Source organism: Dactylosporangium darangshiense, assembly GCF_039537565.1.
In the GTDB taxonomy this organism is placed as follows: Bacteria; Actinomycetota; Actinomycetes; order Mycobacteriales; family Micromonosporaceae; genus Dactylosporangium; species Dactylosporangium darangshiense.
The window spans coordinates 1-19,166 of sequence record NZ_BAABAT010000040.1; the positions used below are offsets into that span (position 1 = coordinate 1).

The 19,166-nt window shown below is 67.7% G+C and carries 24 protein-coding genes and 2 pseudogenes; 10 read left to right on the forward strand and 16 right to left on the reverse strand.

Going from position 1 to position 19,166, the window contains the following annotated elements:
• Positions 1 to 215 precede the first annotated feature (215 nt).
• From ABD901_RS44110 to ABD901_RS44135, 6 genes are all read right to left on the reverse strand, one after another.
• Complete coding sequence (locus ABD901_RS44110; protein WP_345137222.1) at positions 216 to 995, reverse strand: SDR family oxidoreductase; 780 nt, start codon at positions 993 to 995, stop codon at positions 216 to 218.
• A gap of 94 nt (positions 996 to 1,089) precedes the next feature.
• Positions 1,090 to 2,214: an IS630 family transposase gene (locus tag ABD901_RS44115; RefSeq protein ID WP_345137225.1), complete on the reverse strand. Its 1,125-nt coding sequence runs from the start codon at positions 2,212 to 2,214 to the stop codon at positions 1,090 to 1,092.
• Positions 2,215 to 2,293: 79 nt separating this feature from the next.
• Complete coding sequence (locus ABD901_RS44120) at positions 2,294 to 2,626, reverse strand: YybH family protein (protein WP_345137227.1); 333 nt, start codon at positions 2,624 to 2,626, stop codon at positions 2,294 to 2,296.
• Positions 2,627 to 2,936: 310 nt separating this feature from the next.
• Positions 2,937 to 3,710: an aquaporin gene (locus tag ABD901_RS44125; protein WP_345137228.1), complete on the reverse strand. Its 774-nt coding sequence runs from the start codon at positions 3,708 to 3,710 to the stop codon at positions 2,937 to 2,939.
• Positions 3,711 to 3,824: 114 nt separating this feature from the next.
• Positions 3,825 to 4,076: a hypothetical protein gene (locus ABD901_RS44130; RefSeq protein ID WP_345137229.1), complete on the reverse strand. Its 252-nt coding sequence runs from the start codon at positions 4,074 to 4,076 to the stop codon at positions 3,825 to 3,827.
• 748 nt (positions 4,077 to 4,824) lie between these two features.
• Entirely contained in the window at positions 4,825 to 5,748 is a 924-nt protein-coding gene (locus ABD901_RS44135) for an alpha/beta hydrolase (protein ID WP_345137232.1), read from the reverse strand.
• 66 nt (positions 5,749 to 5,814) lie between these two features.
• Here ABD901_RS44135 and ABD901_RS44140 point away from each other — a divergent pair, with 66 nt between their 5' ends.
• From ABD901_RS44140 to ABD901_RS44155, 4 genes and pseudogenes are all read left to right on the forward strand, one after another.
• Complete coding sequence (locus ABD901_RS44140; protein ID WP_345137233.1) at positions 5,815 to 6,267, forward strand: MarR family winged helix-turn-helix transcriptional regulator; 453 nt, start codon at positions 5,815 to 5,817, stop codon at positions 6,265 to 6,267.
• A 186-nt stretch (positions 6,268 to 6,453) separates the two neighbouring features.
• The gene (locus ABD901_RS44145) at positions 6,454 to 6,726 is read left to right on the forward strand and encodes an SRPBCC family protein (protein WP_345137235.1); all 273 of its coding nucleotides are present in this window, start codon (positions 6,454 to 6,456) and stop codon (positions 6,724 to 6,726) included.
• A gap of 12 nt (positions 6,727 to 6,738) precedes the next feature.
• Positions 6,739 to 7,095, forward strand: a complete 357-nt coding sequence (locus ABD901_RS44150; protein ID WP_345137239.1) for an ArsR/SmtB family transcription factor — start codon at positions 6,739 to 6,741, stop codon at positions 7,093 to 7,095.
• Between the two features lie 69 nt (positions 7,096 to 7,164).
• A pseudogene (locus ABD901_RS44155) lies at positions 7,165 to 7,452 on the forward strand (SRPBCC family protein); the annotation flags it as partial.
• A gap of 16 nt (positions 7,453 to 7,468) precedes the next feature.
• Here the strand turns inward: ABD901_RS44155 and ABD901_RS44160 are convergent.
• The 6 genes from ABD901_RS44160 to ABD901_RS44185 form a co-directional block, all read right to left on the reverse strand.
• Positions 7,469 to 7,900 carry an integrase core domain-containing protein gene (locus tag ABD901_RS44160; RefSeq protein ID WP_345137241.1) on the reverse strand — a complete coding sequence of 144 codons (432 nt, stop codon included), beginning with the start codon at positions 7,898 to 7,900 and terminating at the stop codon, positions 7,469 to 7,471.
• Entirely contained in the window at positions 7,897 to 9,051 is a 1,155-nt protein-coding gene (locus ABD901_RS44165) for a hypothetical protein (protein WP_345137243.1), read from the reverse strand. Before ABD901_RS44165 ends, ABD901_RS44160 begins: the two co-directional genes overlap by 4 nt.
• Positions 9,052 to 9,086: 35 nt before the next feature.
• On the reverse strand, positions 9,087 to 9,476 hold the full coding sequence (locus ABD901_RS44170) for a hypothetical protein (protein WP_345137246.1): 390 nt from the start codon (positions 9,474 to 9,476) through the stop codon (positions 9,087 to 9,089).
• 15 nt (positions 9,477 to 9,491) lie between these two features.
• Positions 9,492 to 9,788: a helix-turn-helix domain-containing protein gene (locus ABD901_RS44175; RefSeq protein WP_345137248.1), complete on the reverse strand. Its 297-nt coding sequence runs from the start codon at positions 9,786 to 9,788 to the stop codon at positions 9,492 to 9,494.
• On the reverse strand, positions 9,778 to 9,999 hold the full coding sequence (locus ABD901_RS44180; RefSeq protein WP_345137250.1) for a hypothetical protein: 222 nt from the start codon (positions 9,997 to 9,999) through the stop codon (positions 9,778 to 9,780). Before ABD901_RS44180 ends, ABD901_RS44175 begins: the two co-directional genes overlap by 11 nt.
• 392 nt (positions 10,000 to 10,391) lie before the next feature.
• On the reverse strand, positions 10,392 to 11,195 hold the full coding sequence (locus ABD901_RS44185; protein ID WP_345137253.1) for a TetR/AcrR family transcriptional regulator: 804 nt from the start codon (positions 11,193 to 11,195) through the stop codon (positions 10,392 to 10,394).
• 70 nt (positions 11,196 to 11,265) lie between these two features.
• Here ABD901_RS44185 and ABD901_RS44190 point away from each other — a divergent pair, with 70 nt between their 5' ends.
• Together ABD901_RS44190 and ABD901_RS44195 are read left to right on the forward strand one after the other, a co-directional pair.
• Positions 11,266 to 11,991 carry a hypothetical protein gene (locus ABD901_RS44190; RefSeq protein ID WP_345137255.1) on the forward strand — a complete coding sequence of 242 codons (726 nt, stop codon included), beginning with the start codon at positions 11,266 to 11,268 and terminating at the stop codon, positions 11,989 to 11,991.
• 301 nt (positions 11,992 to 12,292) lie between these two features.
• Complete coding sequence (locus ABD901_RS44195) at positions 12,293 to 12,814, forward strand: IS6 family transposase (RefSeq protein ID WP_345137256.1); 522 nt, start codon at positions 12,293 to 12,295, stop codon at positions 12,812 to 12,814.
• A 6-nt stretch (positions 12,815 to 12,820) separates the two neighbouring features.
• Here the strand turns inward: ABD901_RS44195 and ABD901_RS44200 are convergent.
• Positions 12,821 to 13,093 (reverse strand): annotated as a pseudogene (locus ABD901_RS44200) (transposase); the annotation flags it as partial.
• 217 nt (positions 13,094 to 13,310) lie between these two features.
• Positions 13,311 to 14,297 (reverse strand): ArsR/SmtB family transcription factor, encoded by a 987-nt coding sequence (locus ABD901_RS44205; protein ID WP_345137257.1) that lies wholly within the window; start codon positions 14,295 to 14,297, stop codon positions 13,311 to 13,313.
• A 57-nt stretch (positions 14,298 to 14,354) separates the two neighbouring features.
• Here ABD901_RS44205 and ABD901_RS44210 point away from each other — a divergent pair, with 57 nt between their 5' ends.
• Both ABD901_RS44210 and ABD901_RS44215 read left to right on the forward strand, forming a co-directional pair.
• The gene (locus tag ABD901_RS44210) at positions 14,355 to 15,137 is read left to right on the forward strand and encodes an SDR family NAD(P)-dependent oxidoreductase (protein WP_345137259.1); all 783 of its coding nucleotides are present in this window, start codon (positions 14,355 to 14,357) and stop codon (positions 15,135 to 15,137) included.
• Between the two features lie 34 nt (positions 15,138 to 15,171).
• On the forward strand, positions 15,172 to 16,410 hold the full coding sequence (locus tag ABD901_RS44215) for an MFS transporter (protein ID WP_345137261.1): 1,239 nt from the start codon (positions 15,172 to 15,174) through the stop codon (positions 16,408 to 16,410).
• On the opposite strand, the gene ABD901_RS44220 is transcribed toward ABD901_RS44215, so the two are convergent.
• The gene (locus tag ABD901_RS44220; protein ID WP_345137263.1) at positions 16,377 to 16,976 is read right to left on the reverse strand and encodes a hypothetical protein; all 600 of its coding nucleotides are present in this window, start codon (positions 16,974 to 16,976) and stop codon (positions 16,377 to 16,379) included. The two genes, ABD901_RS44215 and ABD901_RS44220, sit on opposite strands and share 34 nt — an antisense overlap.
• Before the next feature lie 376 nt (positions 16,977 to 17,352).
• Positions 17,353 to 18,144: a hypothetical protein gene (locus ABD901_RS44225; protein WP_345137265.1), complete on the reverse strand. Its 792-nt coding sequence runs from the start codon at positions 18,142 to 18,144 to the stop codon at positions 17,353 to 17,355.
• A gap of 296 nt (positions 18,145 to 18,440) precedes the next feature.
• Here ABD901_RS44225 and ABD901_RS44230 point away from each other — a divergent pair, with 296 nt between their 5' ends.
• Both ABD901_RS44230 and ABD901_RS44235 read left to right on the forward strand, forming a co-directional pair.
• Positions 18,441 to 18,917, forward strand: coding sequence for a hypothetical protein (locus tag ABD901_RS44230; RefSeq protein ID WP_345137267.1), 477 nt, complete (start codon positions 18,441 to 18,443; stop codon positions 18,915 to 18,917).
• 10 nt (positions 18,918 to 18,927) lie between these two features.
• Complete coding sequence (locus tag ABD901_RS44235; RefSeq protein ID WP_345137269.1) at positions 18,928 to 19,113, forward strand: hypothetical protein; 186 nt, start codon at positions 18,928 to 18,930, stop codon at positions 19,111 to 19,113.
• Positions 19,114 to 19,166: the final 53 nt, after the last annotated feature.

Consider the following 19,166-nt stretch of genomic DNA (forward strand, 5'->3'; position numbering starts at 1 on the left):
GGACCACACGCGTCAACACTCCGATCGCGATGCGATCCGACAACCGCTCATCCGTCGGCGGCTTCACCTGTCCAGCACGCGGCACGAAACCAACTATAGCAGTTGATCTATTAAGTCAGCGGTATTGGGTCTAGAGAGCGTTTGAGGTCAGGGTTTGGGTTTCTCCTCCTTGCGGGTGATCGCTTTCGCTGCTGGTGGCGGTTTTCTTGGATGTACTAGATGACGGGGAGTTCACCGCCGTCGACTGTCAGGCTTACTCCAGTGACCCACTGAGCCCGGTCCGATGCGAGGTAGGCGACGGCCTCGGCGATGTCGCGCGGGTCTCCGGGACGACCCAGAGGGATGCCCGCTGTGGTGGCGGCAAGCGGGACGTCCATCGCGTCGGCGAAGTTCTGGCGGATCGCGTCGGCGCCCGGGGTGAGCACGTTGCCGGGGATGATCGTGGTGACGCGGATTCCGGCAGGCGCGAGCTCGGAAGCGAGCGCTTTGCTGTAGGTGTTAAGGGCGGCCTTGGCGGCACCGTAGTGAGCCAATGGCGGCGCCGGCGTGAGAGCCGCTCCCGATGAGATGTTGACGATCACGCTGCCCGGCCCGGCCTCGCGCAGCGCCGGCAGCAGCGCGTTGTTGACCCTCACGGCGGACAGGTAGTTGAGGTCGAGTGCGTCGATCCATTCCTCATCGGGGATGGACGAGACACCCCCGATGTGGGCGCGTGCCGCCGCCGCGTTGTTGACCACGATGTCGACGCCGCCGAGTTCGTCGAGCGCTGCCGCGGTGAATGCCTGCACGCCCGCGAGCGTGCCGATGTCGCCCTGAATGAAGGTGGCGGCCTTCGGCGTCTCGTCGGAGGCGTTACGCGCCGTGGTGACGACGGTCGCGCCGCCGTCGAGCAGCCGCTGCACGATGGCCGCGCCGATCCCGCGAGAACCTCCCGTGACGACCGCGCGCTTGCCCGCGAACTCGGTCGGATCTGGTGGAGCAAGCGTTCTGAACATGAGGCACAGAATAGCGAGTGCCGAGGTGCTCGGCGGGCTGATCGACACCATCGCACTCAAGGAGTGCTCTGACCGGAAACGTTGGCCGGGTTGGTCAGGCCGCCGCCTTCGCGGCGGTCTGACCCCATCGGCGTTGTCGTTCGGAGCGGACCCGGGCTCGTTCGCGGCGTTGGGCGGCGAGGACGTCGGGGTGGCGGGCGTTGGCGTTGCGCCAGCGCAGGTAGTCATGCAGGGCCTGAGTGGCGACCGGGTGGTTGGGGTGGTTGGAGCCGGCCACGACGAACATCCGCAGCGGTCCGAAGTGCGCCTCGATCGGGTTCGCCCACGACGAGTATGTCGGGGTGAAACACAACTCGACCCGGTTGCGGGCGGCCCAGGCCTGGATCGCTTTGCCCTTGTGCGCGGACAGGTTGTCCAGGATGACGTAGACCGGCGCCCCGTCCGGCCGCGCCGCGCGGATGGATTTGAGCGCGGCGAGGGTGTTGGCGGCGGACTTGCGCCGCCGTACGACGCCCCACATGATGTCATCGCCAACGCTGTAGCAGGCGTGGAACTGCCGCACGCCGTGCAGCTTGTGATAGTTGCCGGGCAGCCGGTCCGGGTGCCCGGCCGGCGCCCAGGATGTTCCCGCGTGCGGGCGGATGGTCAGCGGTCCGAACTCGTCGAAGGCGAAGACCCGATCGGGAAATGCCGTGGTGACCTCCTCGATGCGCGCCAGTTTGGCCTCGGCGTGCGGGTCGTTGGTCTCCTTCCACGTCTTCGTCCGCTGGAACGTGATGTCGTGGCGGTGCAGGAGCTCCCGCAACCGTTCCCGACCGATCGCCACGCGGCGCGGGCCGCGGTTGTGGGCGAGGTAGTCGGCGAGTTTGCGCAGGCTCCACCGGGTGAACGGCTGGCCGAGGGCTTGGGGTCGCGTGTTGGCCGTCGCGACGATGAACGCCTCGTCCTCAGGACTGATCCGGCGGGGACGGCCACCCGCCCACTGAGGTCCAGACAGGCCAGGCCCATCTCGTTGAAACCGGTGGATCACCTCACGGACCGCGTCCTCGTCACCCTGGACGAGGCGGGCGATCGCTGGGACCGTGTTCCCGCTGGCCGAGGCCATGATGACCATCGCCCGCCGCAGCCGGATCGGTGACCCGGTCCCACGCCGCACGATCTGTTGCAGTCGCCGGCCCTCGTCATCACTGAGCCGGCGAGCCCGGACAGGTTCCGCCATCCCAACAGCCTGAACCCCACCCAACACCAAAACCGGAAACGTTGACCGGCGTGTCACCCAACCCGGCCAACGTTTCCGGTCAGAGCACTAGATCACCCGCTATTAACGCAGGTCGCTGCTCGACAATGCTGAACTCTGAGCGAACGGCGAACAGCCGGGTGTACGCCGCGCGAATGGCATCGATGCCCACTGCGGTCCCTCCATCGGGCAGAGCGAGCACAGCGCCCGACTCGTACAAGGCGACCACGCCCTCGACGTCGCCTACGCGGGCACGGGCGATGAACAGACGCCCAAGGTCTTCGGGTATCGCGGCGGCCTCGTTGGTCGAGGTTCGCGGGGATTCAGTCACCACTGGTCCTATCGACGCTGTCGGACCGGCAAACGAAGTCAGCTCGGCCAGAACAATTGGCATGACTACTAGCAAGCAATCCGCAGTCTGACTGCCACCCCTCTTCGCGGCACCCGCAGCGGGCGCTGGCAGAGCTGCCTGTTCAGTTGCACATCTTGCGGTCTGACAGGCTTGACGCGCGGGACCGATGACTGGTCAGAACATCGATCGTATCGGGGGTGCACGACCTCGTCGGCTACAACGATCGTGGCGCCACCGTGCGCGTGGCCGTAACGTCGCCCAGGGGAGGCTTCACCCCCGGCGAGCTGCTGCAGTCTCACGGCTGGCTGCGCTCATTGCCGAACACCCCACCCGTGCGGAAGGAAGCTGAATCTCACTGACCCGAGGTGATGCTCGCGCTCTCCTTGGCGATCAGCGACGCGCACGCGAGGGTGCGATAGAGCGCCGCGGCCGCGGCGCCGCCGACCAGCGGGCCCACCAGGTACGCCCACCAATCGGTCAGGTCGCCGGCGACGATCATCGGGCCGAGGGCGCGGGCGGGATTGACCCCGGCCCCCGTGATCGGGCCGCTGATCAGGATGGCCACGCCGAGAGACGTGCCGACGGCTACCCCGCTGGCGAGTCGGGAAAATCGGCCGTCGGCGGCCACCGTGACCACGACTAGTACCAGCACGAACGTCACCAATGCTTCGACCAGGAGGACCCGGGCGCCGCTCACCCCCGCAGCCGGGACGGTCGCGCCCAACCCGGCCGCCGAGAGGGCTCGCTCGCCCTCGGCGGCCCAGGCCGTCAGCGCGGCCAGCAGCGCGCCGGCGAGCTGGGCGACGACGTAGGACGGCACGTGACGCCAGGGGAACTGCCGGGTCACTGCCAGCGCAACGGTGACCGCCGGGTTGAGGTGCGCTCCGCTCACGCCGCCGAAGGCCACCGCCATGATGACGATGGCCGCCGCCCCGGCCAAGGCCACCGTCTCCGAGCTGTACGCGACGCCGGCGATCGCCGTGTTGAGCGCCGCCGAGATGGCGGTGGCGATGATCGTGAGCACCAGCACGAACGTACCGATGAACTCCGCCGCCGTCGCCCGTCCAGTGGCGATGCCGATCGGATGCCCGTGCAGTCCGGCGTGGTGGCGCAGCGTGCTGGTCATGTGTCAGCCCTTTCAGAAGGCGAGCAGGTCCTTGTCGAAGGCCTGCTGGCCATCGGAAGAACTGCTGCAGGCCCTTGTGCTGGTTCAGGGCGGTGGACGCGGAGCGGGTTTCGATCATCCAGGCCTGGAACGCCTCGACGTGGGCCTTGGTGACCACGGTCGGTCGTCGGCGGCGTCGTCGGCGTCCGGGTCGGGGGAGTGCTCGGCGAGGTACCAGGCGAGTTGCGCGGCGGCGAGGAGGTAGTTGTACCGGGTGGTCTCCGGGTAGTTCCCGGCGCGCAGCGAGCGGTCCCAGTCGCGGAGGAATCCCGACCAGTCCCGGGCGAGCCCTTCAACGAGCTTTCGATCTTCAACAGCGGCATTCAAAAACCTGCCTAGTCAAGGGGTCCAACAGCGGCGTGCTAGACCTGGCAGTGATGCCGAGCAATGAAAAAGGGGCCCCCGCAAGTCGCTGACCTGCCGAAACCCCTAGCTGGTCGGGACAGCGGGATTTGAACCCACGACCCCCAGGCTTGAACCGGGTCCACTATGGAGTGTCGCCTCGTGTCGGCCTATACCCCCACATCCAAGTGACCTGACGATACTAACACTGCTGTGTGCTGACCGGTGCTGCGTGATGATGACGTCCACCTGGAGGTGATCTCCGCTGTGAGCGCATTCGTTAGCCCCTCGGATCAAGCGCCGTTCGTGATGCTGCGTCCACGATGGACTTGCAGGCATAGACGGGGGTGGCTGCTGGGTCGTTGATCTTCCAGGCTAGTTTCGGCGGTCGGTCTGCTCTGTCGAGGTGTGTGTGACAGCTGCTGTTGGTGTGATGAGGTCGGCGAGGTCGTGGCGACCCGGCTGTCCGACCCGGCCAAACGGGTCTAACGCACGCCGTCCGGACTTCTTGCGCGGCTGTCGAGTCAGAGGTTGGTTATGCGTTTCGGCCTGTTCGGAGTAGCGGCCGCCCTGGATGTCGGGGATCGGCACGATCCAGGGCCGCTGGGCGAGAATGCGGGGCTGCGTAGGGCGGGCTGGTGTCCGCGTGCGTGCGCACGGCGAAGAGGGCGCTCGGGCGGCGCAGATCGTGCGCACCTCGGAAGGCGTTTCTCGGTGACTCGGGCGGGAGGCCCTACCTTGCTGACGTGTGCGCGGCGCCCCTGGCGCGGATGCGCTGGCTGAGGAAGAGAGCCGCGCGGTCCAGTGCCTCGTCTGCCTCGTCCAAGACGCCGGCGAACGATTGGAACACGTGCGGCACGTCGGCGGTGACGTCCAGGATGACGTCCACTCCGGCTGCCCTCGCACGCGCTGCCAGGCGCGTGGAGTCGTCCAGCAGGATCTCGTTGGTGCCCACCTGGATCAGCATCGGGGGGAAGCCGGTCAGGTCGGCGAGGACGGCCGGGCTGAGCAGCGGCTGGTGCGGGTCGGCTCCCGCGAGGTACATGGCTCCAGTGCGTTCCACGGCCTTGCGGGTGAAGATCGGGTCGATGCCTTCCTTGATGTCCATGCTTCTGCCCGTTCGGGTGGCGTCGAGGCCCGGGGAGAACGCCACGATTGCGGCGGGCAGCGGCAGGCCGGCGTCGCGAGCGGCGAGGCAGGTGGTGACGGTGAGGCCGCCGCCGGCCGAGTCCCCGGCGAAGGCGATGGTCGAAGGGTCCTCGCCGCGGTCGAGGAGGGCGCGGTAGGCGCTCAGTGTGTCTTCGATTGCGGCCGGGAACGGGTGTTCGGGCGCAAGCCGGTAGTCCAGTGAGTATGCCCCGAAGCCGGTCTTGGCCACGAGGTGGCCCGTCAGTGGCAGAGCGGTCTCGGGTGAGCCGAACACCCAGCCGCCGCCGTGGAAGTACAGGATCGTCCCGGCGCGTGGTCCGTTGTCCGGCTCGACCCGCAGTGCGGGCCGGTCGGCGAGCGTTGTCCGCGTGGTGCGGATGTTGCCGGGCACGATCATCTGAGCCATTAGCTCCTCGAATCCAACTCGGATCGCCGCGACTGATCGAGGTCCCTCGGGTCGCGGCTGCCGCATCATCGCGTCGACCCGGGCGCGCTGTTCCCTGCTCATGAGGTGCTCCTACCGTAAGTAGCTTCCGCTACATTATATGCCGTGGCATCTAACTCGAGCCGAGACGTGGTCGACCTCACGGGCTTCTTCGCCGACCTGGTCCGATGCGAAACGCGCCTGTACAACGCCCTCAACGACCGTCTGCGTGAGCGGCACGGGATCGTCACCTCGCAGTTCGAGTTCCTGCGCTACCTGCGCGACCACCCTGGGGTCCGGGTGGCCGACCTTGCCGCCGAATTCGCCATCGGCATCGGGGCGACCAGCAAAGGCGTGGACCGTCTGGAGAAGCAGGGATGGGTCATCCGGCAGCCGAATCCATCCGATCGCCGGTCCTCACTGCTGGCGCTGACCGACGACGGCTCGCAGCTCGTCGATGCGGCCGAGAACACCTTCACCGATGCAGTGACCGAGCTGATCGGAGGCACGCTCGACCGCTCCTCAGCGTCGGCCGCCGCGCAGGCCCTCTCGAAACTGCGCTCCGCACTCGAACGCAACCAGATCGGCACGCCCACAGGCTGACGGGCATCGCTTCAGTACCGGGTGGCGGCGCCCGGTGCCGGGACGGTGAGCGATCGGGCAGCCCTGCGCTCGATGTACCCGCCGGACGTGCGGATCGCGTCAGCCGCTGGTGGGGTCCAACCGAGGGCGACGGGCGGGTCGGCGGCACCCTGGTGACCAGCTTCGGCGCCTACGGGCGCCAACGCGATGCGGGTGCTGGAGGCCGGACCCGGCCGGGTGGTCTGGGAGTCCGTCGCGCCCGACGGCGCCGAGCCCACCGGACACACCCTGGAGTGGCTGGGCACGACCATGGAGTTCGACATCGTCCCGCTGGGCGCCTGCACGCAGCTGCGCTTCCGCCACGCCGGCCTGACGCCCCGGCTGGCCTGCTGGGACGACTGCGCCGCGGCCTGGCGGCAATTCCTGGCCAGCATCCAGGCCTTCGCCGAGACCGGCCGCGGCACCCCGTTCGCGGTCTAACACCCTGATCCCATGGCCACACAACGGGAGCAGCCGGCGCGCTCCGCACCCGACGCGGTGCTGCGGGCGCTGGCCGACCCCAACCGGCGGCAGATCCTCTGGCTGGTGCAGCACACCGAGCTGGCGGCTGGGCAGATCGCCGAGGCATTCCCGCTGACCCAGCAGGCGGTCAGCCAGCACATCGGCGTGCTCAAGCGGGCCGGGCTGCTCAACGAGCGCCGCGGGGGAGTGCGCCGGCTGTATACGATGCGCCGAGAGGCCCTCGAGCCCGTGCGCCGCGTACTGAGCGAGCTCTGGCCGGACGCCCTGGACCGGTTGAAGCAGGCCGTCGAGACCCCACACCCCCAACCACCGCAGAGGGATCCGTGACCGCCGAGATTCACGACGAGGTCATCGTCGCGACCACGCGCATCAAGGCGCCGCCCGAGGTCATGTTTCCCGTACTTCACCGACCCGGCCCTCATCGTGGACTGGATCGGCGAGCGCGCCGAGCTCGACCCGCGGCCCGGCGGCCTGCTCCTGCTCGACTTCGGCACCATCGCCGCGCGCGGCACGTACACCAGCATCGAGCCGCCACACCGCGTCATGTTCGCCTGGGGCATTCCCGGCAGCGACGGGCTGCCGCCCGGCGCCTCGACTGTCGAGGTCGTGCTGACCGCCGACGGCGCGGACACGGTCGTCGTGCTCCGCCACCGCGGCGTGCCTTCCACCCTGCGTGTGCCGTAAACCCTATCCATGCAGGTCATGCGGCATGTCTGTATTCGTGGATGAGGCCGCCGAGACGGTCACGCCGCCGGATGTCGAGTCGGGCGAGTTGGTCCGGGTTGGTGATCGGCTGGGGGAGTGGGTGCAGTGGTCGGGCGTTCGAGATACCTCGGTGGGGTCGGTGATGGTTATAGTGCCGTTCGTACTCGCGCAGGGCGTTCAGGAGTTGCGTCTGGTTCCAGATGAGGGTGCGATCGAGCAGCTCATGGCGGCACGACTGGATCCACCGCTCGATTACGGAGTTCATCCGTGGGATCTGGACACCGCTGAGCACGACCGCGATGCCCGAGTCGGCCAGGATGGCGTCGAACAGGGTTGGGTACTTGCCGTCGCGGTCGCGGATAAGGTACTTCGCTTGACATCCGGCATCCGCGATGTCCATGGCAAGGTTGCGGGCGGCCTGGGTCACCCACGCCGCGGTCGGGTGGGCAGTGGCGCCGAGGATGCGTACCCGGCGGGTGGCGTGCTCGATGACGGCCAGGACGTAGAGTCTGGCGCCGGTGAGGGTGGAGGTTTCGAAGAAGTCCGCGGCGATGATGGCCTGGGCTTGGGAGCGCAGGAACGCCGCCAGGTCTGCGATGCCCGCCGGGGTGCCGGGTCGATGCTGGCGTCCTTGAGAATCTCCCAGACGGTCGAGGCCGCGACCTTGATGCCCAACACGAGGAGTTCACCGTGGATTCTGCGGTATCCCCAGGAGCTGTTGTCGCGGGCCAGCCGCAGCACCAGGGCGCGAATGGAGCGGACGGTGGGTGGTCGACCGACCCGCTTGGGGCGGGAGTTCACGGCGAGTCGGCGGCTGATCAGGTCGCGGTGCCAGCGCAGCACGGTCTCGGGGCGTACCAGCAGCCGGATGCGGCGTAGTACGTCGCGGGGCAGGTTGTGTAGCAGCGCGGCAAGGAATGCCCGGTCAGCGGAGGTGAACCGGATCTTCTCGCCGCGCAGTTGCCGTTCGAGCACGGTGATCTGGTGCCGCAGAGCGAGGATTTCCGTGTCCTTGTCCCGGTCACTCATAGGCAGTAGCCGCAGCAGCGCGAGAGCGTTGGTCACGCCGAGGTAGGCCAGTCGAAACAGCACGACCAGACATCCTCGCCCAGCGGTCGTCAGCGGTAGGACCACCGCGGCTGGTGGGACGTCCTCGCAGAGCAGGTCACATATCGTTCCCTCGACAAGGCCGTAGGCAACCCAGCGGTCTGGCGCGTGAAGCCAACCGCGAAACGTGACGAATCGACCGTCGACCTCGAGTTGCAGTTCGGACCATGCTTGTTCGTCCGGAAGGTCGATCTCTGGCACGGCACCGTGCCAGAGGGTGGTCAGCAGGGCGGCCCTGAACCGGTCTTGTTCAATGGTTGGGGTGCGGTGGGTGGATACCGAGACCCGCCCACCGGACCGGCCGATGTGGGTCAAAGTCCGCCTGTGCAAGACGGGCGGCGCGCCGCCGAATGCCATCTGAGCGAGCCGGGATTCGGCCCGTCCGCGGATACCGAGGAGCGGAACGGTGTCGTCGGCCCAGGCGCGCTCCCGTGCGGCTCGATGACCGAGTCTGCGGATCGGCAGTCTCATGAGTGCCCCCTACCGCCGTCGCTATGCTGTCGAGCCTACCGCCCAAGGCCCTGCACCCTCCTTGGCCGCGAACGCTGCCTCCCCGGCCGGAAAATCGCAAAGTAGATCCGGACAACACCCATCCGGATCGTCCGGACCTGCCTTGCGAGCGGCAGCTCACGCCGTTGATCACTCGCAAGCTTCAGGCGGACGCGACAGACGTGTTGTCCTGTGCCCAGGTTCTTCACCCGGCATCCGGCATCCTCGAGGTCCATCACGAGGTTCTTTGCCGCTTGCGTCACCCAGGTGGCAGCCGGGTGCGGGGTCGCGCCCAGGACCCGGACCCGGCGGTTGGCGTGCTCGATCACCGCGAGCACGTACATCCGCGTTCCGGTCAGGGTGACGGTCTCGAAGAAGTCGCAGGCCAGCAGGGCATCGGCCTGCAAGCGCAGGAATTCGGCTCACGTGCTGCAGCCGCGCTCGGGTGCCGGGTCGATCCCGGCCTCTCGCAAGATCTCCCACACGGTGGACGCGGCCACCTCAATCTCAAGCACGAGCAGATCGCCGTGCAGTCGGCGATATCCCCAGCTGGGATTCTCCCGAGCCAGGCGCAGGACCAGGGCACGAATCGAGTGCACGGTCCGCGGCCGGCCCGGGCGCTTGGGCCGGGACTGGGCCGCGCGGCGGCGAGCGAGCAGGTCCCGGTGCCAGCGCAGGACCGTGTCCGGAAGCACCAGCAGCCGCAACCTACGCAGCACGTCCCGCGGAAGCCGGTGTAGCAGCGCCGCCAGGAACGCCCGATCGCTCGGGTCGAACCGGGGCCTGTCGTTGCCGAGTTTGCCGCTCCAACACGGCGATCTGATGGCGCAGGGCAAGGATCTCCACCTCCTTGTCCCGGTCGCTCATCGGCAGTAGGCGCAGCATGGCGAACGCGTTCGTCACGGCCAGGTAGGCCAGTCGCAGCAGCACGGTCGATCATCATGTCGCGGCGATCGCCAGCCACACCAGCGGCCGACTCGAGCGACCGCTGTCGACATCCAGTACCCCCTCATGCGCCAGCTTCTACCAGGGCGGATGGGGTTTTCGGCAAGGGCAACGGCGGCAGCGGCAGCAGACACGAGCCACCAGTATTTACGCCGAGCCACCCGACCACAGTACCTACGGGAATCAACTATCTACATAAATGATTGTCTAGTCCCGCGTCGCCAGGTAGCCGATAGCGGTGCACGGCACTTGCCGCATGCCCGTGAGGGTCGTCGGCGTCGCCGACCGGCTCACCGCGTTCGTCGTCACCGACGCGGACCACGGCACCGGACTGTCCGAGATGGACCTCGAGCGAACTGCGGGAGCCGTCCGCTGTCTCACCGCTGCACATGTGCCTCGATGCCGTCGAGGATCCTCGCAAGGCCGAATTCGAAGCCATCGAGCGAGGGCTCGTCGGCGAGAAACGCCGGATCCTCCATCACGTCCGCGACGGCATGCAGATTGCGGGAGCGGAGTTGGCTGTCCAGGAACACGCGGACGGCACGCATCGCCCGCTGCTGATCAGGATTCGCGCGGCGCAACGCGGCCGGTGTTGGCGTGTTGCGCCGCAGGTTGGCGACGTACCGGGCGTGGCTGTCGAGAAGGTACGCACAGGTCAGCATCTGCTGCGCCGCCATCCCGGTCGGCTTGAGCACGGTGATCAGCGCATCCAACCAGGCCGCGTTGTGCGGAGTCAGGGGGACAGTTGTCGGTACGTCCAGCAGCCATGGACGGGATACGAAGCGTTCGAACAGCTGGCGTGACCACAACGCAGCCGCCGCTCGCCAATCGCCGGCTGGCAACGCGGGCGGGTCGCCCCAGGCACGATCGGCCAGGAGCACGATGAGCTCCTCCTTGGAGCTGACGTAGCGATACAGCGCGTTGGTGGTCACGCCGATCCGGCCGGCCACCTTCGGCAGCGAGGCCGCAGCGATGCCTTCCTCGTCGGCCAACTCCGTCGCGGCCGCGACGATCTCCTCGACGCTGTGCGCCGGCTTGGGACCGCGCCGCCCCTCGGTGTCGACAACGCCCCAGGCTGCAGCAAGGCCGGGCGGCAGCGCCTCGAGATCCGCGTCATCGGTGCGCGTGCGATCCGGTGCGACCGGTCCAGCGCCGCGTCCGGAGCTCTTGCGTGGGGTCATGGTCGGCATCCTCTCAGAGGTCTGAACAAAATTGTAGACGGCATACACAGTTGTTGTTACTGTGCATGGCATGAACACTTCACTGCTTACACAGATTCAGCTGCCGGGTACGGCCCGCCGCTGGATCGGCCTGGCCGCGATCCTCGGCGCCGTCTTCGCGATGGCCGAACTTCCGCTCTACTTCGTGGTACCCGCATGTGACGCTGCGGCCTGCGGTGTCGAGACCGGCAGTCCCATGCCGGACTGGCTGATCCTGACCCGTTCGCTCTGCAACTTCCTCGCGCTCACGCTGTTCCTGGTCTCCATGACCGGCGTCCGGTACCTGATCGCGCGGGCCGACGCCCGGTACGAATGGTTCGGCGCCGTGGCCGGTACCGCCGGCGTGGCATGGGCGATCATCGACATGGTCGCCAAGGGGCTCGAAGGCGGCAGCGCCATCAAGGCCACCGAGGAGATCGACCCGACGCGCACCGTGCCCACGTACCTGCTCTACGGCTCCATCAGCCACCTGATGCTGGTCGTCTTCGGTCTTGCCTTCGGGTACGCGGTCCTGCGCACCCGCGCTCTTCCCCGGTGGGTCGGCTGGTCGTCATTTGGCATCGCCGCCCTCCACCTGGCCGCAGTACCGTCCATGTTCTTCGGCTTCAATTCGTCGGAGTTCTACGCCTCCAACGGCTGGGGTGCGGTCGCGATGTTCAATGGCTACGCCGCCATCTGGCTGGCGACCGTCGGCGTCGCAACGCTGACGAAGAAGGACTTCGCCAGCGTTGACACTCGCCTGACCGCCACCGCATAGGCGCGTACGCGTGGCGAGTTCGGCGGGTCGGCTTCCGCTGCGCTCGCCAGCGATGCGCCCAACGGTGGATATGACGCAGCCCGCAGCGCACCGGGTCGTACGTTGCGGGCTGCCCTTGACTTCAATCCTGGCTATTTCCCGCCACCGGCGCGGAATGCCACCCAGGCATCGCTCATCCGGTCCGCCTGCCCGGCGGTGAACATGTTCATGCACGAGTCCTGCGGGCGCTGTTGCATTCGCCGTTGAGCAAGATCAAGGCACGCTTGAGCGATGAAGATCGCGACCCATCGGCGCACTTGCCTTGACACCGAGATCGGCATTCGCGGGATTTCGGTTCCCGCCAGACGTGATCATGGTCGCGGTCCGCTGGTACCTGCGCTACGGCCTGTCCTACCGTGACGTCGAGGAACTCCTCGCTGAGCGCGGTGTTGAGGTCGACCACGTCACGGTGTTCCGCTGGGTGCAACGGTTCACGCCCCTGCTTGCTGACGCGGCCCGGTTCTGCCGGCATGCACCGGGTGACCGGTGGTTTGTCGACGAAACGTATGTGAAGGTCACAGGCGTCTGGCGGTACGTGTACCGCGCCGTCGACCAGCAGGGCCAGGTCATCGACGTGCTGGTCTCGCCCCGCCGGGATGCTGCTGCGGCCCGACGGTTCTTCCACCGCGCATTCAAGACGCTCAAGGTGACCCCGAGCGAGATCGTCACCGACGCCGCGCCCGTCTACCCGGCTGTGCTCGACGAGCTTGTTCCGTCGGCATGGCATCACGTCGAGCGCTACGCCAACAACCCGATCGAAGCCGACGTGATTCATCTGCGCTGAGCCCCCTTTGCGGGCTCCTGCTGCATGCTGGTGCGCCCGCACGATCGTGGCATCGACCTGGGCTCGCCAGTCCAGATCGCCCGCAGCGTCCGCGTCGGCCCGCAACCGCTGCTCGATCCGTGCCCACGTCCCGTCGGACTCCCACCGAGCGAACCGGTCATAGCAGGTCTGCCACGGCCCATACCGCTCTGGGACCTCACGCCACTTCGCGCCGTTGTCGATCCGCCAGAGAATTCCGTTGATCACCTGCCGGTGATCCCGCCACCGACCGCCGCCACCCGTAGAACTCCGACCGGAACCGTGACAGCATCGCCAGCTCCCCGGACGTGGCAGCCACGTCCGCGTCATGCACAATCTTCACGACAGCCCTTGGTAGAGATCATCTTCCTTCGACAAGAACATGATCAATCAAGGGCTGTCGCCATGTCTCACCGGGGCCACCCGCCAGAGCCCACAGGTTAAAGAACAAGTTAATAGCGGCGTACTGCGGCCGCGGTCACCCGCGAGCCGACTGGCCGGCCAGTCGATCGCCGAGCGGGCTGCGGCGGTACAACACCTGCCGGCCGTCGCGGGTGCGGGTGACCAGGCCGGTCGCGTGGAGGACTTGGAGATGCTGTGACACGGCGCTGGGCGTCACCCTGAGCCGGCGAGCGATCTCCACCGTCGGCAGCGGCTCGCCGAGCAGGCCGAGCAGGCGCGTTCTGGGCGCGCCGAGCAGCGACCGGAGAGCGGTCGCGTTCCCGGTCGGCGCCGGGGCCCACAGCGTGGCCACCGCACGGCAGGGGTACGACAGCATCGGTGGTTCCTCCGAGCTGACCGGCGGGGCGGGCTTGTGGGCGAACACGGACGGCACCAGCAGCAGTCCACGGCCGGACGCCACGACCCGGTGCGCACCGATCATCTTGTCGATGTGCAGCACTCCGTCGTGCCATCGCAGGTTCGGATGCATGTCGGCGAACAGTTGGCGGGCGCCGCCCACGGCCAGTTGCCGGGCCCGGTAGGTCATGTCGGCTTCCAGCACGAGCTGCATCTGCGGCCAGCTCGGCTCGATCGCCACGTCCCAGTACCGCTGCAGCTGGTCGCAGATCGACCCGCAGAGCGCGCGGACGGACTCGTCGTCCGCGGTGATGTCCCGCAAGATGTCCGGGAGCCTGCCACGCGGGTACACGGCCACCACGTCACGGCGCACGAGATCCGCCGGCGTGCGGCGTACCGCCGCCAGCTCCTCCTCGAAGGTCGCGGCGAACCGCGTCGGCCGCGGGGTCAGGAAGTCCGCGATGGCGCGGTCCGGCCCGACCAGGGACATCAGCAACTCGGCGTCGAACGCATCGAGTCTGCCCAGCACCGACCTCCGCCACGGCAGGTGCAGCGCGTGCAGGCCCGGCTCGCGCAGCACCCGCAGGCTCAGCACGGTCTCGTGGATCGGTGAGATCGCGAACCGGGTGTCGGCGAGGTCGTCGACGCCGAGGACAAAGCTGATCATTAAGCTATATCCTACATCGTTTTCCTGGCACTCCAGGGGTGGCGTGGACTTACAGGCATGAACGAGATCAACAAGTCAGCCCAGGCCGGTCGGCCAGGTGTAGCGATCGTGACGGGGGCGGCCCGCGGCATCGGGGCGGCAGTGGCCAAGAGGTTGGCGCGGGACGGCTTCGCGGTTGCGGTGATCGACCTGCGCGAAGACGACTGCGCCGGCACCATGGAAGCGATCACCGCCGCCGGCGGGTCGGCGATGGCGGTCGGTGCCGACGTCGCCGACGAGGCTGCCGTGACGGCGGCCGTCGCGCGGGTGGCGGCCGAGTTGGGGCCACCCACCGTGCTCGTCAACAACGCCGGGATCGGTCCGCGTGCCCCGTTGGTGGAAATGCCGACCGCGCAGTGGGACCTAGTCATCGCGGTCAACCTGCGTGGGCCCTTCCTCGTCACCCGGGCTGTCTGCCAGTACATGATCGACGCTGGCTGGGGGCGCATCGTCAACGTGTCCAGCATCTCCGCAGTCGGCGACGCCGGTCGGGTCGACTACGGCAGCGCGAAGGCCGGGTTGCTCGGCTTCACCAAGTCGCTCGCCCTCCAACTCGGGCGGTACGGCATCTCCGCCAACGCCATCGCGCCCGGCTTCGTGGTGAGCGACATGACCAGGGCGTCGGCTCGGCGCCTCGGCATCGACTTCACCGAATTCCAGCGCCGCGCGGCGGAGTCCACCCCGGTCGGCCGGGTCGGCCAGCCCGAGGACATCGCGCACACCGCGTCATACCTCGTCAGCCCAGAGGCGGGCTTCGTTTCCGGCCAGGTCATCTACGTCGCCGGCGGCCCGGTGGACTGACGTACTCGACGATTCCGAACAGGTGGTTACCCTCTTGAACCGTCAGCTGCTGTTCCTCCTCACCGTCACCTGTGGGGTGGCGGTCGGCAACGTCTACTTCCCTCAGACAATCAGCCCGTTGGTTGCCGCCGGTCTGCACGTCAGCCCCGACTCGGCCGCCCTGGTGGTGACCGCGGTGCAGTTCGGTTACGCCGCCGGGATCTTCCTGCTGGTGCCGCTCGGCGACCGGCTCCCACCGCGCCCGTTCATCGTCGCGTTGCTCGGTTTCACCGGGCTCGGACTGCTCGCCGCGAGCATCGCACCCGCGCTGCCACCACTCGTCGGCGCAAGCGCCCTCATCGGGGTCACGACCGTGGTTGCGCCGATCGTCGGGCCGCTGGCAGCCGGTCTGACCGCCGACGAGCGGCGGGGCGCGGTCAGCGGCACGCTGCTGAGCGGCTCGATCGCTGGTATGCTGCTGTCCCGTACGGTCGCCGGAACCATCGGCGACTGGTGGGGATGGCGAGCCCCCTACCTGATGGCTGCAGCGTCCGTGCTGCTCGTCGCGGTGGCCCTGGCGCGCGTGCTGCCGACGACGCGACCGCCGTCCAGGCAGCGGTATCCGGCGCTGCTGGCCGGATCGCTGCGCCTACTGACCACAGAGCCCGAGTTGCGCCGCTCCTGCTTCTACCAGGCGACCGTCTTCGCCGGTTTCTCGGCGGTCTGGATCGGGGTCGCGCTGCTGCTGACCGGCCCGACGTACGGCCTGAGCGCACGGGCAGTGGGGATGCTCGCCCTGGTCAACGCCGCAACCATGCTGTGCACCCCGCTCGCGGGTCGCCAGGTGGACCGTCGCGGCGCCGATGCGGTCAACCTGATCTGCATGCTCGGGGTCGTAGCCGCGGCCGGCGTCCTCGCATTCGGCACAGTCGGCGGAACGACGGGCCTGGTGGCCCTGGTACTGGGCACGTTGCTGCTCGACGTCGGGATGCAATCCGGCATGGTCGCCAACCATGTGCGGATCTACGCCCTGCATCCCGAGGCGCGCGGCAGGCTCAACACCGCCTACATGACCTGCGCCTACCTCGGGGGCAGCTTGGGCTCCTGGCTTGGAGCCAGCGCGTACGGCTACGTCGGATGGTTGGGCGTGTGCGCGGTCCTGGCGTTGCTTGCAGCAGCGGCTCTGGCCGGCCACATGGTGTCGACCGTCGCTACCCGCTGGCGTCCAGCCGTTGTCGCCGCCGCCCGTGCCAAGGAGGGCTACCCCACGGACCCGGTGCTCGACAGGCCGTGATTACCCTCCGCCGCAGAACTCGATGCGGCACCGGCACCGGCACCGGCGAACGCATCTACGTCGATCCCGGCAACGTCAAGAACGTCCTCGATGTACTTGCAGAGCGACTCTCGTTCTCCGGTCTCGTACGCAGCTTCGTCATACCGAACGTTGACGGCGTTCAGTGCCCTTACAGTTCGCTCGATGACCCCGAAGATCTCGGCGTCCCCGGCGGGCTCGTAGCGGTGGTTCACCAGCCCGGCGACGTCCGTCTCGAAGAGGTCCAGCACCTCGTCGGTATCGCGAATCATGTCATCCGGCCACAGTTGAGCCGCCACGGCTTCGTCGGGATCGAGGGTTCCCGCTGCCAGGCCTGCGACGTCTTCTTCCACATTTGCCCGCCACGCAGCGGTTGGTCGCTCCACCATGGTCGGCAGACTAACGTTCGCCTTGCCCGTCGGATCGAACAGGTTGCCGAATGCGGTTCTCGCTGGCCGGCGCATGCTCGCCCCGGGCGCTGCACAGGACCTGCTCCCGGCGGGCAGGACCTCCGGCTCCAGCTGGCGGCCGCCCCTGTCCCAGGCCATGCCGGGCTGCTGGCGTGGCTGGCTGGGCGGGCGGCGCGGAGTCAGTCGATCGGTTGCATCAGCGTCCGGATATCCGCTTCCGGAGGGCGGGCGGCTGTCGACTGGCTGTGATGCGGTGAGCAGCGCATATGCAGGCGGTTGGTCCGTCCAGGCAGGAACTTCGGCGCCTATTCGGCGTGGCGCCGGCGCCGTGGCCTGACCCTCGATGCGAACGGCCAGGGTGGACGCGACGAATGTGTAGTCCAAGTCACGCATTGCCTCCACCTGGGCAGATGCCCCTCGCCGAGCGTTCGTCGGGACGCCTCCTCCATCTCACCCCGCTGTCTGAGCAGGAGCGCGACGTTGTGCGAGGCGTTTGACAATGACGGCTCATTCGTCAGCCCTGTTGCCGACGTTCCGCAGACCAGGTCAGCGGATCATCGTTCAGCTCCCGGTAGGCGGCGAGGACGGCCTCTGCGCGCTCTGTGAAGTCGGCGGCAGGATCAGTGCGATTTCCCCAGGCGGCGACCTCGGCAATACTCGCGTCTACCTGGGCAAGGGTGCGCCGTGCCCGCTCGGCAGTCGCTCGCCTTTTCTGGCTCTCAGCTTCTTCGGTCGCTAAGGCGGTGCTCTGTACTGCCAGGCTTTGCAGCCGCTCAAATCGTTGCTCGATCTCGGTCTCAATAGATCGCAGCTGTTCGGTCAGCAGCGTGTGGCGCAGGTCGAGTTCGCCGTGCAAGGGGTCGTCGGCAGCCAATCCCTGCGTTGAGCGACGAGTGGCCTGTTGCAGATTCATCAGCCGACTTTGATCGCGGATAAGGCAGGCCAAGTCCCAACGAGCAGCCTGGACGGCGGACCGCACTTCCCTGCGGCCAAGCGCGCTCACGCTAGGCAGATGCTTGGCGATCGCGTCACAGACCCGGTCGACCCGCTCCCAGCGATAGCGGTCAGCAATCACAACATAACGCGTCGTTAGCCTAGCCACCCACGCGGCCAACCAGAGCGCGACCACGACAGCTGCCAGAGCGATCACGGTCACGATGTTGACGAAAATGAGGACCCTGCCAATGATCAGGGCGGCTGCTGTAACGAACGACAGCCACAGCGTCGTGGCAGGTGACAGCAGCGGCGCCAGCCAAAGCAGCCAGGGTGCACCGTACACACGGATCGGCCCCCTGTGTGCACCCATCTGTTCAGCTCCTTGGCCGCGTCACGGTCGCCACGCTTTCTTGCCTCGCCGTCGGTCAAGCGTCAACGTGGCCGACGCTCCACTGGGGCTGCGAGACGACAGCTGTCTCGTGCCGAACGCAATGCATTTGTTCGCGTAGTTTACGGCCCCGCCCTTCGGCTCGATCCATTAAACGCTCTCGTTGTCGAGGCGGTGGGTCCCGCTGGGATGTACGCAGCGCCGGTGAGCTGCTGGCGTGGTACGGCCTCGATCACGTGCCCGGCTTCGACCGCGCCGGCCGACCCGCGGCCGGTCTGGTGACCGCCGACGAGACCCTTATTCAGGGCCTGCACGACACCGCCCGTTTCGCCGAGGCGTGGGGCCTGGTAGGCGTCGACATGCCGGAGCAGCACCTGCGAGTCAACTGGAGGATGGCGCTCGGCTTCTGGTATCGGTTGCCGCAGGTCGCCGGCGCGGTCCGCCACATCGGTGCCGAGTCCGGCTCGGACCGCGTGGAAGCCGGCTACGAAGGTCGGCCGTACCTGGTGTTCGAGCAGGTAGCGGCCGAGCGGATGCGCATGACATTCAAGTCGCCCTTGTACAAGACCGGCAACCCCTACGTACCGCTCGATCGGCTCGGCGTGCCGCTCGATGCCCTGCTGCTGTACCTGCGGCACCTGCCGCCGGACGACCTGCACCCCCCTGGTCCACGCCGCACTCTTCCCCGAGGCGACGGCGCCGCCGACCGGTCCACCACCGCCCGCCGGACGCAGCTACGCCGACGTTGCGCGTGATTTCGGTTTGGTGGCCGAGACGGTTCGGAATTGGGTAATCGCGGAGCGGAAGAAGAACCCGGGTAGTAGCGACGATGCGCGGGAAGCGATCGACCGGGCCCGCACGGCGGAAATGGAACGGCGCATCCGGGAGCTGGAGCAGGAAAACGCCTTTCTGAAAAAAGCTGCGGCCTTCTTCGCGCGCGAACAACGGTGAGTGAGCGGTACGCGTTCATCGCCGGGGAGAAGTCCGACTTCGAGGTGAGTATG

Excerpts from the sequence above, each read along its gene's own strand:
- ABD901_RS44110 (WP_345137222.1), bottom strand. The coding sequence starts at position 995 with ATGTTCAGAACGCTTGCTCCACCAGATCCGACCGAGTTCGCGGGCAAG.
- ABD901_RS44115 (WP_345137225.1), bottom strand. The coding sequence starts at position 2,214 with ATGGCGGAACCTGTCCGGGCTCGCCGGCTCAGTGATGACGAGGGCCGG.
- ABD901_RS44120 (WP_345137227.1), bottom strand. The coding sequence starts at position 2,626 with ATGCCAATTGTTCTGGCCGAGCTGACTTCGTTTGCCGGTCCGACAGCG.
- ABD901_RS44125 (WP_345137228.1), bottom strand. The coding sequence starts at position 3,710 with ATGACCAGCACGCTGCGCCACCACGCCGGACTGCACGGGCATCCGATC.
- ABD901_RS44135 (WP_345137232.1), bottom strand. The coding sequence starts at position 5,748 with ATGAGCAGGGAACAGCGCGCCCGGGTCGACGCGATGATGCGGCAGCCG.
- ABD901_RS44145 (WP_345137235.1), top strand. The coding sequence starts at position 6,454 with ATGCGGGTGCTGGAGGCCGGACCCGGCCGGGTGGTCTGGGAGTCCGTC.
- ABD901_RS44150 (WP_345137239.1), top strand. The coding sequence starts at position 6,739 with ATGGCCACACAACGGGAGCAGCCGGCGCGCTCCGCACCCGACGCGGTG.
- ABD901_RS44165 (WP_345137243.1), bottom strand. The coding sequence starts at position 9,051 with ATGAGACTGCCGATCCGCAGACTCGGTCATCGAGCCGCACGGGAGCGC.
- ABD901_RS44185 (WP_345137253.1), bottom strand. The coding sequence starts at position 11,195 with ATGACCCCACGCAAGAGCTCCGGACGCGGCGCTGGACCGGTCGCACCG.
- ABD901_RS44190 (WP_345137255.1), top strand. The coding sequence starts at position 11,266 with ATGAACACTTCACTGCTTACACAGATTCAGCTGCCGGGTACGGCCCGC.
- ABD901_RS44205 (WP_345137257.1), bottom strand. The coding sequence starts at position 14,297 with ATGATCAGCTTTGTCCTCGGCGTCGACGACCTCGCCGACACCCGGTTC.
- ABD901_RS44210 (WP_345137259.1), top strand. The coding sequence starts at position 14,355 with ATGAACGAGATCAACAAGTCAGCCCAGGCCGGTCGGCCAGGTGTAGCG.
- ABD901_RS44220 (WP_345137263.1), bottom strand. The coding sequence starts at position 16,976 with ATGGCCTGGGACAGGGGCGGCCGCCAGCTGGAGCCGGAGGTCCTGCCC.
- ABD901_RS44225 (WP_345137265.1), bottom strand. The coding sequence starts at position 18,144 with ATGGGTGCACACAGGGGGCCGATCCGTGTGTACGGTGCACCCTGGCTG.